The 15,211-nt window shown below is 43.9% G+C and carries 13 protein-coding genes and 1 tRNA gene; 5 read left to right on the top strand and 9 right to left on the bottom strand.

What is annotated here, in order from left to right; all coding sequences use genetic code 11:
- Positions 1–52 precede the first annotated feature (52 nt).
- From FFM84_RS15495 to FFM84_RS15480, 4 genes are all read left to right on the top strand, one after another.
- Positions 53–934 carry an SHOCT domain-containing protein gene (locus tag FFM84_RS15495; RefSeq protein ID WP_165450276.1) on the top strand — a complete coding sequence of 294 codons (882 nt, stop codon included), beginning with the start codon at positions 53–55 and terminating at the stop codon, positions 932–934.
- A gap of 21 nt (positions 935–955) precedes the next feature.
- Positions 956–1,474 carry a hypothetical protein gene (locus FFM84_RS15490; protein ID WP_130844081.1) on the top strand — a complete coding sequence of 173 codons (519 nt, stop codon included), beginning with the start codon at positions 956–958 and terminating at the stop codon, positions 1,472–1,474.
- Positions 1,467–1,838 carry a hypothetical protein gene (locus FFM84_RS15485; RefSeq protein ID WP_130844082.1) on the top strand — a complete coding sequence of 124 codons (372 nt, stop codon included), beginning with the start codon at positions 1,467–1,469 and terminating at the stop codon, positions 1,836–1,838. Before FFM84_RS15490 ends, FFM84_RS15485 begins: the two co-directional genes overlap by 8 nt.
- 184 nt (positions 1,839–2,022) lie before the next feature.
- Positions 2,023–3,171, top strand: coding sequence for a tyrosine-type recombinase/integrase (locus FFM84_RS15480; RefSeq protein WP_130844083.1), 1,149 nt, complete (start codon positions 2,023–2,025; stop codon positions 3,169–3,171).
- 154 nt (positions 3,172–3,325) lie between these two features.
- On the opposite strand, the gene FFM84_RS15475 is transcribed toward FFM84_RS15480, so the two are convergent.
- The 9 genes from FFM84_RS15475 to FFM84_RS15435 form a co-directional block, all read right to left on the bottom strand.
- Positions 3,326–3,410: transfer RNA gene (locus tag FFM84_RS15475), tRNA-Leu, on the bottom strand.
- Between the two features lie 53 nt (positions 3,411–3,463).
- Positions 3,464–4,339: a homoserine kinase gene (gene thrB / locus FFM84_RS15470; protein ID WP_130843942.1), complete on the bottom strand. Its 876-nt coding sequence runs from the start codon at positions 4,337–4,339 to the stop codon at positions 3,464–3,466.
- Positions 4,340–4,348: 9 nt separating this feature from the next.
- Positions 4,349–5,635, bottom strand: coding sequence for a homoserine dehydrogenase (locus FFM84_RS15465; RefSeq protein ID WP_130843941.1), 1,287 nt, complete (start codon positions 5,633–5,635; stop codon positions 4,349–4,351).
- A 70-nt stretch (positions 5,636–5,705) separates the two neighbouring features.
- Entirely contained in the window at positions 5,706–6,155 is a 450-nt protein-coding gene (locus FFM84_RS15460; RefSeq protein WP_130843940.1) for a SprT family protein, read from the bottom strand.
- A complete protein-coding gene (locus tag FFM84_RS15455) occupies positions 6,142–8,328 on the bottom strand; it encodes a Tex family protein (RefSeq protein ID WP_130843939.1) in 2,187 nt (728 codons plus the stop codon). Before FFM84_RS15455 ends, FFM84_RS15460 begins: the two co-directional genes overlap by 14 nt.
- Positions 8,329–8,635: 307 nt before the next feature.
- Complete coding sequence (locus FFM84_RS15450; protein ID WP_130843938.1) at positions 8,636–9,070, bottom strand: hypothetical protein; 435 nt, start codon at positions 9,068–9,070, stop codon at positions 8,636–8,638.
- A gap of 45 nt (positions 9,071–9,115) precedes the next feature.
- The gene (locus tag FFM84_RS15445) at positions 9,116–11,764 is read right to left on the bottom strand and encodes a cation-translocating P-type ATPase (RefSeq protein ID WP_130843937.1); all 2,649 of its coding nucleotides are present in this window, start codon (positions 11,762–11,764) and stop codon (positions 9,116–9,118) included.
- 226 nt (positions 11,765–11,990) lie between these two features.
- Positions 11,991–12,818 carry an NAD(+) synthase gene (nadE, locus tag FFM84_RS15440; protein WP_130843936.1) on the bottom strand — a complete coding sequence of 276 codons (828 nt, stop codon included), beginning with the start codon at positions 12,816–12,818 and terminating at the stop codon, positions 11,991–11,993.
- Between the two features lie 14 nt (positions 12,819–12,832).
- Positions 12,833–14,299 (bottom strand): nicotinate phosphoribosyltransferase, encoded by a 1,467-nt coding sequence (locus tag FFM84_RS15435; RefSeq protein WP_130843935.1) that lies wholly within the window; start codon positions 14,297–14,299, stop codon positions 12,833–12,835.
- A gap of 153 nt (positions 14,300–14,452) precedes the next feature.
- Between FFM84_RS15435 and FFM84_RS15430 the strand changes: the two genes are divergently transcribed.
- Complete coding sequence (locus FFM84_RS15430) at positions 14,453–15,187, top strand: WecB/TagA/CpsF family glycosyltransferase (protein ID WP_130843934.1); 735 nt, start codon at positions 14,453–14,455, stop codon at positions 15,185–15,187.
- The last annotated feature ends 24 nt before the right edge of the window (positions 15,188–15,211 follow it).

Raw genomic sequence — 15,211 nt, 5'->3', positions numbered from 1 at the left:
GAAGTGAGATTTACAAAAATGGGGTATTTTTAGAAATATGGAGGGATTAATTATGAAATGTGCGATTTGTGGAAAGAAACTACACGTTGGCTTAACTACAATTATTACACTGAAAGACGGAGTACTATGTAAAAAGTGCGCCCAGCAAATAAACTTGATTTCCTCAGGATTATTGCATGGCGTAGCCGAAGTTAAAGCAGCTAGTACTGTAACAGTTGTGGAAGCCACAGATTATTTTAATAATCATAAAATATTCACCTTTGATCAAGATCGCAAACAGGCGAAAGTGGAAAAGAAACAACAACAGGTCTTGGAAGAGCAACAACGAGCAGAAGGCGCCGACAAATATGATCAATTACTATCCGAATTTAAAGAAGATAAAGCATGGCATGTTGGTAAAGTCTATTTTGATGATAAAAAGCAACAAGTACTTGTTAAAAAGTCTACAGCTGAACACCTATTTAACGAGCCAACTTTAACGTTCTCCTACTCTGATTTGGAAAACTATGATGTCATTGAAGATCCTGCCACCATTGAAAAGAAACATGGTGTCGGTCGCTCAATAGTTGGTGGCTTGGTTGCCGGTCCTACTGGTGCTGTATTGGGCGCCTTCTCTGGAAACAAGTCATACGATGCCGTATCAAAGGTAGCAATGGTGCTTTACTTCAAAGGCAACTATCATATTGAAGCTACTTTTCTAAGCAATGCCACCTCTACGTCCAGTTCAACCTACGCTGCTGTTCAACGATCAGTGATGCAAGTTAGCCGTGACTTAGATAAAATCATTGCTGCTAACAATCCTGTTGAACCCGCTAAACCTGGCAACGCTCATAGTTCCGCTGATGACCTGCGTGAGCTAAAAAAATTGCTTGATGACGGCATCTTAACTGAGGAAGAATTTGCGGCTAAAAAGAAACAGATACTGGGAATTTAATCCTTTAGGAGGCAACTATCATTGTCAATACAACAATTATTTTTTATCAACGGCTTTACGATTAATAGTAACAGCATAGACACATATAAACCTCTGACAATTTCAAGTAAGACTGATCGGCTCCAGTTCAAAGGAATTCTAACTACTCCTGTTAAGGGAATTTACCGTGCTGGGGAAAAGAGAACATTTAAAGACGATTCCATTAGTTTGCGTGTAACTCTCACTTTATTTTGTGTAGATACAGAGAACGAAGCAAATACAACCGTTTTTATTGTTGATCAGCAGCGTGCAAAAATTACTAGTGACATTTCATCAGAAAAACCGGCTATCTTTGAGGTTTCTTTGAATCCATTTCGCAATAAAAATGTTGACTTTTCAACCTTGAAATTTGGTACTTATTATTTCAAGGTTGATGTATCAACTATATTTGAGGTCTTACCTGATATTGATATTGTTGAAACACCTCAAATATTTTCAATATTATCAAACAACTTGCTTATTCGAATTAATACTAGTCAGGATGTGGTTTCAGATGTCTAGAGCACAGCTGTTTAATATTTCTGAATTTCAAAGTGACAAATTTGACTCCAATCCTAAAACCATTGATAATAAAGGAAAAAATAACGATGGGGGTAGTAGCATGAATAAAGATTATGTAACGCATGAAGAATTAAATCATGCAATTGATCATCTGTCAGACAAATTGGATTTAATGGAAGCACATATCGACAATAAATTCGAACAAGTAAATACGAAATTCGAACAAGTAAATACGAAATTCGAACAAGTAAATACGAAATTCGAACAAGTAAACACTAAGTTTGCTACTCAAAAGGTTTGGTTCTATGGCACGGCGATTTCAATTATTTTAGCTACCCTCACAATTGTTAAATTCATACATTAATTTAATTGATAAAACAAAAAAGCACATCCGCTCCCGCCAAGAAGATGAATGTGCTTAGCTCAAAAAATACATATTTAGATGTATTCCTTTTATATACTCAATTTTAATGAAAGAAGGTGGTAATTACAAGTTTTTTCTCCAATAAAGCCCCTCGCACAGGCATCTTTACGGAGGAAAAGAAAAGATGAAAATAACTGTAAAACGTAGCAAAGGTAACAGGGTTTATGAGGTAACAGGCTATTTAGGAAAGTATCAGGATCTAAACGGCATAACACATACTAAGCGTTTTCATCAAAGCGGGTTTGAGAGTAGCAAGTTAGCCAGAATCGCCTTTGAACGTGCAAAAGCACATTTCGAAAAACATTATGCCGATGCAACAATGATTGAGGAACATCCAACATTCGATAGTGTTTACCATATTTGGCTTGAAACCTATCGGCTTGGCGTTAAGGAAAGCACCCTTAATCGCGTTTTAGGCATCTTTAAGCATCACATCACGCCATCGCTGGGGAGTTTACCTATCGATGAAATTAACTGGCAGCAGTGCCAACAAGCGGCTTTGACGTGGCGCAAACAGGTAAAGCAATTCAATAAGTTAGTTCAATATGCTGGGCTAGTCTTTAGAACAGCTCAACGCATGGGAGTCATCGACACTAATCCCATGAAACTGGTTGATATTCCAAAGTTACCGGCCACCACTTTAAAGCCACGCAATTTCTGGACTGCTGGCGAACTGACTACGTTCTTGAAAGCAGTCGATATAACTGATAGCATGCCACAACACGAACGCTACGACCGTGCCGCCTTCTTCTATTTGCTAGCCACCACTGGTATGCGTAAAGGTGAAGCCATCGCTTTAACATGGAACGACTTAGACTTTAAACGTGGGACTGTTAAGATTGATAAGACCATCTCTCGGACCATTGATAATCATCAGACAGTCTCAACGCCTAAGACTGCCAATGCTTATCGAACCTTGAAGCTGGATGCATTGACTATATCACGGTTAAAATCTTATCGTCAGCATTTTAAGGTGATCCCTAGTGCAAGTAGCGCTGTATTTCGTAATCGCAAAGGTAATCGTTTATCATTAATGACGCCTAACCATTGGCTTAGTACATTTATCGAACAAACCGGATTACCAACGATTAACGTTCATGGCTTACGTCATACATTTGCTTCCATTCAGGTTGCAAACAATATCAACGTTAAAGCTTTACAAATGCAACTTGGCCATAGTGACATAAAAATCACTTTAAATATTTATGCGCATTTATCTCAAGAAGAATTGTCAGCAAAAGTGTTCGATGTGGGCAACATTTTGGCTCTATAAATCGGTCGAAGTAGTTTCGCAAGTAGTTTCGCTTTTGTCCCAAGTAGTTTCGTTTTTGCCTTATTTTATTCCCTGCTATTCCCAGCAGGAAATACAAAAAAGCCGGTATATCAAGGGCTTATCCCTATCAATACCGGCTATTCCATTTATAAAATGCGGCCAAGAAGATTCGAACTTCCACCGGGTTAACCCCGACAAGATCCTTAATCTTGCGCGTCTGCCAATTCCGCCATGGCCGCATCAACTCACAAAAACCATTTTAACAAAATGTTGTGAGTCTGACAAGCTTTAATTAAGATTTATGAACTTTTACACCGGCGACATCGATTGACAACAAGTGATATTGGCCGGTTAAGGCTGAGTTTAAGCGCAACTGATGTTGTAACTTTTCGACATCAGCCCGCGCACCCAGCGTCACAATTGTCGGACCGGCACCACTCAAGTAAGTGCCGACCAGCCCTAAATCATGCGCCGTTTGCCGAACAATCTCTAGGGCTGGGACTAAGTGTGACCGATACTGTTCATGAAAGCGATCTTGTTCCAACAATTTTTGGGCCAGAGTCCAGTCTTTCATCGCTAACGCTGCCACTAACGTATTGGCAATACTACTAGCCGCAATCGCATCACCATAGGCTAACTGCTTTGGCAATGCTTGACGACTAGCTGACGTCAACAACTCTTCATTAGGCACATAAACACTAGCCGCCCAAGTTGGCGTTGGCAATGACACGGCCCGCACCTTTTTATCCGCATAAGTCGCCACGACTAAGCCCCCTAAAATAGCTGGGGCCACATTATCTGGATGACCTTCTAACGCTGTCGCCTTTTGCAGCAATTCTTGCTTAGTAAATGGCGCGCCTGACAATTCGTTGGCTAAGACTAGTCCGGCGACAATCGCCGTTGAGCTACTACCTAGCCCCCGGGCCAACGGAATCTCTGAGGTGACTTGCACATGTTGTGGCGTCAAATTAGGCACTAAGCCCAGTGCCGTTTTAATGATTAAATTACGCGCATCACTTGGCACACCAGCGCCATATGGATGATCGACTTGCCATTGATCACTCGAACCTAGCACCGTTAGTGTTAGTTGCATGTCTAGTGCCAATCCAATTGAATCAAAACCAGGGCCTAAATTCGCCGACGTTGCTGGTACTGAAATTGTTAACATCTCAGTCACCTACGCGTTCTTTAAAACTTTGTAACTGGCTAACAATTGCATATTATCTTGGTCACCAATTGCCGCGGTAATATCGGCCAATTGTTGATCATTCATCGCATGGGTAATAATCACCACGCGCGCATTGCCATCACCGAGTTGATTTTGGATAATCCGACTGAATGACACTTGTGCTTTGGTCATGATTTCGGTTAACCGCATCATCATCCCAGGAACATCACGCATCTTCAACGCAATGAAATGGGGGTAAACCACATCAGTTGGCATGGCTAAGACCGTCTCTTGGCGATACGAGTTAAACGTATTCCCAGTCGTATTCAAGGCAATATTCTTCGTGACCGTCGTAATATCACTCAACACACTATTGGCCGTTGGCAATTCACCGGCACCGGGGCCATAAAACATCGTATCGCCCACGGCTGTCCCCGTAACCATCACAGCGTTATTTTCATTTTGCACCGTTGCTAAGGGATGTTGATCTGACACTAAGACAGGACCCACTGAAACAGCAATTCGGTCGTCAACTTCTTCGGCGATCCCTAGCAACTTAATCGTATAACCAAGTTGTTGGGCTTCAGCAATATCTTCGGAACTAATACTGGTAATCCCTTGTACTTGGACATGATCCATCGACAAACTCATCCCAAAGGCAAATTGCGTCAAGATAATCATCTTGTACGCGGCATCAATCCCTTCGACATCATTAGTTGGATCACTTTCTGCAAAGCCTAAATCTTGCGCTGAACTCAAGGCTTGATCATATGACCAGTGTTTGGTTAGCATCTGCGTCATGATGTAGTTGGTCGTTCCATTGACGATTCCCATGACACGCTGAATCTTATCGGCAGCAAAACTGTTATCAATCGTCCGTAAAATGGGAATTCCACCAGCAACGCTGGCTTCATAGAACAGATCACGATGATTTTCACGCGCAATTTGGACCAATTCACGACCATATTGGGCAATCAAATCCTTATTCGCAGTAACCACATGCTTACCAGCTTGCAAGGCCCGCGTGATATATTCTTTAGCGGGATGAATTGACCCCATGACTTCGACCATAATTTGGATTTCCGGGTCATCGATCAAGGTATCAATCTGATCGGTCAATTGGACATCCCCTAAGTCAGCAGTTTGATGTTTCTTTAAGTTATGCACGACCACACAAGCAAGTTCGAGATTACGCCCGGTAATCTCAGAAATCTTGGCTTGATGGGCTTGTAACATTTTAGCGACGCCGGTCCCGACTGTTCCGAGACCCACAATCCCAATCTTGATTGTTTCCATTCGATGCACCCTCCAAATTTCTTAATAGTTAATTCATTCTATCGAATCCCCTGATGATAAGCAAACCTTTTCACATCAACTTGATTGGTCCATGACAGCGACCACACGTATAGCGTTTCGTATCAAGTCGGCGTTTACGCGGATACGTTTGACCACAATCTTGACATTGATACACATATTTAGCCGGTCTGGCCGCTGCCCCCGTTTTCGGTGTTGGCGCATACCGTGAACCACCGACATGCGCTAGCAACTGTTTAAAGGCACGATCACGATGGCGATAACCACGACCGGCTAAATGCAAATGGTAGTGGCACAACTCATGTTTGATCACCCCAATTAAGATGGCTTCATCAAAATCCGTCAACATCTTCGGATTAATATCAATGTTATGGCTCTCTAATTGGTAGCGGCCACCAGTCGTTCGCAAGCGTGCATTAAACGTCGCCTGATGCTTAAACGGGCGTTTAAACACTGTCAACGATAACTGTTCAACTAAGTGTTGTAACTCAGTGTTGGTCATGGTCCTGATCCTTAGGCGCAATCATGGTTAAGGCAATTCGTTGTCGTTGTTCATCAAATTCTTCGACCCAGACAGTAACAATATCACCAACTGCGACCGCTTGCCGGGGATCTTTCAAGAATTTATCGGTTAACTTCGACACGTGCACTAACCCATCTTGTTTAACACCAATATCGACAAAGGCGCCAAAGTCGACGACGTTACGTACCGTTCCTTGTAATTGCATGCCTGGTTTTAAATCGGCCATCTTCAAGACATCTTGACGTAAGAGTGGCGCTGGCATGGTATCCCGAACATCGCGACCTGGTTTTTGCAAACTAGCCACGATATCTTTCAACGTTAATTCACCAACCCCGGTTTCACTAGCAACCGCTGTTAAATCAACTTGATTCAAGGATTGCGCTGCCGGGGTCCCGACATCCTTAGTTTCCAACTTAGCTGCCGCTAGTAACGCTTTGGCTGCCGGATAACTTTCAGGATGAATATCGGTATTATCAAAAACATTGCGACCATGAATAATCCGTAAGAACCCAACCGCTTGTTCATAAGCCTTAGGTCCTAAGCGTGGCACTTTCTTCAATTGTGGGCGACTACTGAATTCACCGTTATCATTTCGATAAGCCACCACGTTTTGGGCAATCGTCTTCGACAAGCCCGAAATGTGCGTTAATAATTCAGGACTAGCCGTGTTTAAATTAACCCCAACCTGATTAACTGCCGTTTCAATGACGACGTCTAATTGGGCATTCAAGGCCTTTTGAGGCACATCATGTTGGTATTGCCCAACCCCAACCGCTTGCGGATCAATCTTGATGAGTTCTGCCAATGGATCTTGCAGGCGCCGACCAATACTGATGGCACTGCGTTGTTCCACATGCAAGTCTGGGAATTCGGCCCGGGCATTGTCACTAGCGGAGTACACCGAGGCCCCCGCTTCATTGACGATGACATAATAAACGGGACGATCCAACGTTTTCAACACGTTCACCACGAACTCTTCAGATTCACGTGACGCAGTCCCATTCCCAATCGCAATCATCTCAACCTGATACTTTTCAAGGAAGGCTTTAAATTCACCCGCCGCCGCTTCACGTTTCGCCGTTGGGGCTGGTTTATGCGGATAAATCACCAATTTATCCAAGAACTTCCCATTGGCATCCATCACTGCTAATTTACAACCAGTCCGGTAAGCTGGATCAAAACCAAGCACAACCCGGCCTTTTAATGGGGCTTGCATCAACAAGTGATACAAGTTATCCCCAAAGACATTGATAGCTTGTTCATTGGCCGCATCGCTCAATTCATTACGTAATTCCCGTTCAATGGCAGGCGCAATAAAGCGTTTATAGGCATCTTGGTAAGCCGCCTCAACGACCGCAACGGCTGGGCCTTGGTGTTGACCAATAAACCGGAAATGCAAATAACGATCAATACCGGCTTGATCCACATCTAAACTTACCCGCAGGACTTTTTCTTTTTCCCCACGGTTGATGGCCAATACCCGATACGAGACTAATTGTTTTAAGGTACTCGTAAAATCGTAATATTGTTGGTAAACGCCTTGTTCGTCGAGTGCTTTACCTTTAGACTTCACCTTAACGACCAGGGACCCTTTATTCCGCGTATAGTTACGGACCCAGTCACGAAGTTGCGCATTTTCACCAAAAGCTTCGGCTAAAATTTCGTGTGCACCAGCTAAAGCAGCATCCGCATCGGCGACATCTTTATCAGCATTCACATATTGTTGCGCTTGAACACGCACATCACTTTGTGGAAAACGCAATAACCAAGCTGCCAACGGTTGTAGCCCAGCGGCTTTGGCGACCGTGGCTTTCGTTTGCCGTTTTTGTTTATATGGCAAATACAGATCTTCGACCGTTTGTAACTTGTCAGCTTTTAAAATTGCTTGCTTCAATGCTGGTGTTAGATGTTGTTGCTCCTCAATAATCTTAATGACATCAGCTTTACGACTCTCTAAGGCAGCCAAGCGATCGTAATTGGCTTTAATGTCTCGAATCTCAACTTCATCGAGATCGCCAGTACGTTCTTTTCGATACCGCGCAATAAACGGCACCGTATTGCCTTCGTCCATCAAACTGAGGACGGCTTTAATTTGTTGTGGTTTTAAGGTCGTCATGGTTTTGGCGACTAAATCTAAAATCTGATTATCCATATATTCCACCCAATCTTTTAGCTTATCTACTATATTATACGCGTGTCGGTTGAATTTTTTGCGAAAGAAAAACCAAGAGTGATCTAGTAAGTGGAACAAGTCGCCTGCTAGATCACATTTTGACACTAAAAATTAGTGCAACTAAAAAGAGCCTGAAAAAATTCAGACTCTTTTCTACCTTATTTGCTGAAACGTGCAACAAAAGGCTGCGCCCTCCGCTTAGCTACGACTAACGACCGATTGAAAACCCACAATCAATCGTTAGTCTAGGCTATGCTCGGTCGCAACCCGCCTTTTGTTCCACTCTTTACATCACCATTGCCATGATCCGTTGCACATCATTAGACACATGATCCATCGAGGTTTCTTGATCTTTTTCGGCTTGATTGAACGCGTCAACATCAACCGTTGTCGTTTCAATATTCAAGCTGGCCGTCATTGCGGCACAAGCTTCAACATATTTTTCATACGCAGCGACTAAATTACGATGTTTCCCGATTAACCGGGCCGGTGCTTGGACCTTTTTCAAGTTTGCCAAGTTTTGTTGATATTGTTCAGTCCCATCAGTGAATTCCATTTGAATATCATTGAATTCAGCGGGAACCATTTTATCAACCGTGCCGTCATCAATAGCTTTGCGAATTTTTTCAAAAGATGGATTCATTTGTTCGCCCATCTTTTCAGTCGTTTCAATCACTTTAGTCAATACTGGCATATAAGTTGCCATACTGGTTTTCTTCATGTTATAAACTCTTTTCTGTCCGCAGACGTTAGTTAAAGATTAGTCTTATTTTAACACACGCCGTTGGATGAATTTCACAATTTCGACAATCACAACCATCGCGATTCCGGCAGCAGCCACGATCGCCCACTGGAACGCATCCAAGTGCGTGACATGGAACAAGTCATTAAAACCAGGGACTACGATTGTCATTGCAAGTAGCGCAAAGGCAATCAAGATGGCCCAGTTGAAGAACTTGTTACGGAACAAGCCGACCGTGAATAAGGACCCATGAATCGATTTCGAGTTGAACGCATGGAACAACTGAATCAGCCCTAAGGTCGCAAATGCCATCGTTAAGGCATCCGCATGGGCTAAGCTAGCGTTAGCATGTACTGGGTAAGTAATCGCAATCCAGTAAACAAATAACGTTAAGCCCCCTTCAAGCAATCCTTGATAGATAATACTTGAGAAGACCCCACCGGAGAAGAAGTTCGATTGCCGACCTCGAGGCTTTTGATCCATGCTATTCTTTTCAGTTGGTTCAACCCCCAGCGCAATGGCTGGTAACGTATCAGTCACTAAGTTAATCCACAAGATATGCACCGGTGCTAAAATTTGCCAGCCAAGCATGGTCATCATGAACAACGTTAAGACTTCCCCTAAGTTGGCAGACAAGAGGTATTGAATCGCTTTTTGAATATTGGCGAAAACTTTACGACCTTCTTCAACGGCAACCACGATTGTGGCGAAGTTATCATCGGCCAGAACCATATCACTGGCCCCCTTAGAGACTTCGGTCCCGGTAATTCCCATCCCGATCCCGATATCGGCGGCTTTTAAAGCTGGCGCATCATTCACGCCATCACCCGTCATGGCAACGACTTTACCGCGTTTCTGCCAAGCATTGACGATTCGCACTTTATGTTCTGGTGCAACCCGAGCATAAACCGAATAGTCACCAACTTTTTTACCAAATTCCGCATCACTCATCGCATCGAGTTCCGCACCGGTAATTACGGCGGCATCATCACCGGCCTCAATAATCCCTAAGCGAGCGGCAATGGCTTCGGCAGTATCACGGTGATCCCCAGTGATCATTAATGGGCGAATCCCAGCTGATTTTGCTTCAGCCACAGCTTGTTCAACTTCTGGCCGTTCTGGATCAATCATCCCGACCATGCCGGCAAAGACCAAGTCGTTTTCTAATGTTTCTGAGTTAACCGTTGTTGGTACGACATCGATCACTTTGTAAGCAAACGCAAGCACTCGTAACGCTTGCGTCGCTAAGTCATGATTGGTCGCTAAAATTTGATCACGCAATGGCTTTGTAAAGGCCGTTGGTTGACCATCAACTTCTACTTGAGTCACGCGTTTGAGTAATTCATCCGGGGCCCCTTTGACGGCAACTAAAAATTGCCCATTCGCCAATGGATGAACCGTTGACATCAACTTCCGTTCCGAATCAAATGGCACTTCACTAACCCGTGGTCGATCGGTTAATAATTGGTTGACTGGATAACCTTGATCCAAGTTATATTGCACCAAGGCCGTTTCCGTTGGATCACCAGCCAAACCGTCAGCCATGATCTTCGTATCATTACTTAAAATCATCACTTGTGCTAACGTACTATCGGTGGCTAAATCAGCCGTATGGGCGTCCACCAACTGTTGGTTCACATACAGTTTTTCAACCGTCATTTTATTTTGCGTTAACGTCCCGGTTTTATCAGAGGCGATAATATCGGTACTCCCCAAGGTTTCCACTGCGGGTAATTTTCGGACTAATGCATGACGCTTGGCCATCCGTTGCGTCCCTAATGCCAACGTAATCGTGACAATGGCTGGCAGTCCTTCTGGAATGGCCGCCACAGCTAAAGATATGGCTGTTAAAAGCATATTAACTAAGCTTTCACTACCACGCAACATCCCAATCCCAAAGACAACCGCCGCGATGATTAAAATTAAAATCGTCAACGACTTTCCAAGTTGCATTAAGTTCGCTTGCAGTGGTGTGGTCGTTTCATCGGCCGCTTCGATCATGCCAGCAATCCGGCCAACTTCGGTCTGCATCCCGGTTGCTACTACCATCCCAGTCGCACGGCCATACGTCACGTTACTGTTCATGTAAGCTAGGTTCAATCGGTCCCCGATCGCTAATTCATCATCACTTAAAATCATATTGGCGTCTTTTTCAACCGGTACTGATTCCCCGGTTAACGCCGATTCTTCAACTTTTAGCGAGGCACTCTCTAATAACCGCAAATCAGCTGGGACGATATCCCCAGCTTCTAACGTGACGACATCCCCGGGGACTAATTCGTCACTCTTAACCGTTTGTAACTCGCCATCACGTAAGACGGTAGCATCCGGTGCGGCCATTTCTTTTAGCGCATTGATGGCTTCTTCGGCTTTTGCCTCTTGGAAAACCCCAAATACCGCGTTTAAGACAACAACTAGTAAAATAATGACGGCATCGACTACTTCACCCGTAAAAGCTGCAATTAACGCGGCCGCCAACAAGACAATAATCATGAAATCTTTAAACTGAGCCAAAAACTTTTGCACTAACGTCGTTGATTTTTGTTGATTCAGCGCGTTGTGTCCATACTTTTCTAATCGAGCCTTAGCTTCGGCTTGTGACAGCCCTTGTTGATTAGTACCTAATTCCTGATAAATAGCTGGCAAAGACTGCTGGTACTTTGGTTTTGACATATGATCTCTCCTCCCGCATCTGAGTCTCATCTTCTAGATATAGAAAATGAGACTCATGTATGCACGCAAAATGTGTGAACATACATAAGTCTCACTATTTAAGACAATACCGGATTGGTTTCTTGTTGACGACATTGCCGCAGACTAATCTGCTAGTTACTCCCTTATGATTATACGATTAGTATAACGGATACCGATATTACTGTCTACTAATATTAACTATTATTTATTTCCAGAAATCATCAAAGACACTAATGGCCGCATGACGCTTGTGGGCCGTCTTCAAATACCAAGCTTCAATCTTTTCCGCGGCAGCATCATCAACTGACTTACCTTCAAGATAGTCATCGATGTCATCATAGTGTACTCCCAATGCCACTTCATCAGGTAGCGCTGGCCGATCTTCTTCTAGATCAGCAGTTGGAACTTTTTGATAGAGGTGTTCGGGTGCTTGTAATTCAGCCAACATCGCGCGACCTTGGCGTTTGTCTAACCGATACAATGGCACAATATCGGCACCACCGTCACCATACTTGGTATAAAAACCAGTCACAGCTTCGGCAGCATGGTCAGTTCCAACAACGGCTCCTTGGCGTTCGCCAGCGATACCGTATTGCACGATCATGCGTTGACGGGCTTTGATATTACCCTTGTTAAAATCACGAATCGTTAAATCGTTAGCTTCAAGTGCAGCCACCATCGCATCGGTGGCACCTTTAATATCCACTCGATTAACGACATCAGCATCCATGAATTTAATGGCATCCATGGCATCCGCTTCATCAGCTTGATCACCGTAAGGCAAGCGCACAGCGATAAATTGATAATCGTCATCGCCGGTTTCCGCCCGCATTTCACTAATGGCCATTTGGGTTAATTTACCGGCTAAGGTTGAATCTTGGCCACCCGAAATGCCTAAGACATAGGTCTTTAAAAAGGTATTCTTCTTAAGATAGGCTTTTAAAAAGTCGATACTACGCCGGATTTCTGTTTTTGGATCAATCGTTGGCGCAACGTGTAACGCATTAATAATTTCAGTTTGTAGTGGCCGCATCGGTCAAATTCCTCCTAATAATCTTTCTTGCTTACCCAATCCCGGACGGAATGGATAATGTTCATCTTGTGATCATACAACTTTTGTGACAAATCAACCGGATAATCTTGTGGATTTAAATCCCGTTTATATTCATCCCATAAGGAATCTAAACTCTCATAAGCATATTGCTTAATCGCATCCAAGGCCGGTAAATCATAGACTTGTTCACCTTGATCGTAAATCGAGATCAAGACTGGCCGGGCATCAAAGTCACTAACCGTTTTGTTGATATACGTGTAGCTCGGATGGAACATGTAAATGGATGGCTCGTTGCGTGGATCTTCATCATAGAGCGTCACGTAGTCCCCTTCGGATTTCGCATCAGCTCGTTTGGTGATCCGCCAAATCTGTTTGCGCCCTGGGGTAGAAACTTTTTCGGCATTATTAGATAGCTTGATCGTATCAACCATCTTGCCATGTTCATCCTCAATCGAAACCATCTTATAAACAGCCCCTAAAGCTGGTTGGTCAAAGGCCGTGATGAGCTTGGTACCGACACCCCAAACGCTGATCTTGGCCCCTTGCATCTTCAAGTTTTGAATGGTCTTTTCGTCTAAATCATTTGACGCATAAATCTTAGCATCGGGGAAGCCAGCTTCATCAAGTTGTTCCCGCACACGTTTCGACAAGTACGCCATATCGCCACTATCAATCCGAACCCCTTGGAAATTAATCTTGTCGCCCATTTCTTTTGCGACTTTGATTGCACTCGGTACCCCACTGCGTAAAGTATCGTAAGTATCAACCAAGAAGACACAGTCATGATGCGTTTGCGCATACGCTTTAAACGCATCATAATCATTCCGGTACGTTTGCACTAAGGCATGAGCATGGGTCCCACTGATTGGAATCCCAAAAATCTTTCCTGCACGCACGTTACTAGTGGCATCAAAGCCCCCGATGTAAGCGGCGCGCGTCCCCCAGATGGCGGCATCAAATTCTTGCGCGCGGCGGGTCCCAAATTCTAACAAGCCATCTTCACCAACGACGGATTTGATCCGGGCCGCTTTAGTGGCAATCAACGTTTGATAATTAATAATGTTTAGCAACGCCGTTTCAATTAACTGACAAGTGGCTAGTGGTCCTTCCACCTGCATGATGGGCTCGTTATTAAAGACTAACTCCCCTTCACGTGCCGACCGAATCGTGGCGTCAAACTTAAAATGCTTTAAATAATCTAAAAAGCCCTCTGAATAAGCTTGCGATTCGCGTAAATACGCGATATCGGTAGCCGTAAAGTGCAAATTATTGATATAATTAACTACTCGCTCGAGACCAGCCAAAACGGCATAGCCATTTTGGAACGGCATCTTCCGAAAGAAGACTTCAAAGACCGCGTGGCGGTTATGAATTCCTTGTTCCCAATAAGTTTGCATCATGTTGATCTGATAAGCATCCGTATGCAAGGTAAAACTATCATCCGGATAGATTTGAGTCATGAGTTTAATTCTCCATTTCGTAAGTTGTGAACACTACATTCAAATTAAGTTAAGCTTATTTTATCATTTTTCAGCAAATGATTGAATCTAAGCCCCGAAAAAGTTGTAAAAAACCGTCATTATCGACAAAAAAACATGAAAGTGAGCTTGCCTATGTCTGCACCTTTTAAAACTGTGTCTATTTTAGACGTTCCATTTATCAATACAACTAACGCGGCATTTGTGACCCAATTACAAACCGACATTTTAGCGCATCAAAATCGCTTCGTCGTTACCGCTAATCCAGAAATTTTAATGTATGCCCGCGAACACCCTGATTATCAGCAGGTCTTAACCCAAGCCGACTACATCACGCCCGATGGCATCGGCGTCATCCAAGGGGCCCAAATACTAGGCACACCGTTGCCAGAACGGATCACTGGTTACGATACCCTACTCAGCTTGTTAACGTGGGGTGCACAGCACCAGCAACGAATCTTCCTACTAGGCGCCAAACCGGCTGTCTTAAAACAAGTCGTTGAAAAAGTGAAGGACACCTACCCCGGATTAGTGATTGCTGGGGCTTTAGATGGCTACTTTCAAGACGCTGATGCGGTCGTTAATCAGATTGCCGCCGCCAAACCCGATATGATCTTTGTTGCCACCGGCTTTCCTAAGCAAGAGTTCTTCATTGCCAAGTACCGTCACCGGGTCGCTGGCCTCTGGATGGGGGTTGGTGGTAGCTTCGATGTTTTAGCCGGTGCCGTTAAACGCGCCCCAAAGTTCTGGCAAGATCATCATATTGAATGGCTTTATCGGTTAATTAAAGAACCCAGCCGATTCAAACGGATGCTCGTGTTACCACGTTACTTACGACTCGTTAAAAAGATTGCTAAAAATCAAGCTTAAGACTAACGGTGCCAATTGCGACTT

This window comes from Lactiplantibacillus mudanjiangensis, assembly GCF_005405385.1.
Taxonomy (GTDB): Bacteria; Bacillota; Bacilli; order Lactobacillales; family Lactobacillaceae; genus Lactiplantibacillus; species Lactiplantibacillus mudanjiangensis.
Note: the sequence above shows the minus strand (reverse complement) of the source record. Positions and strands in the feature narration are given on the sequence as shown.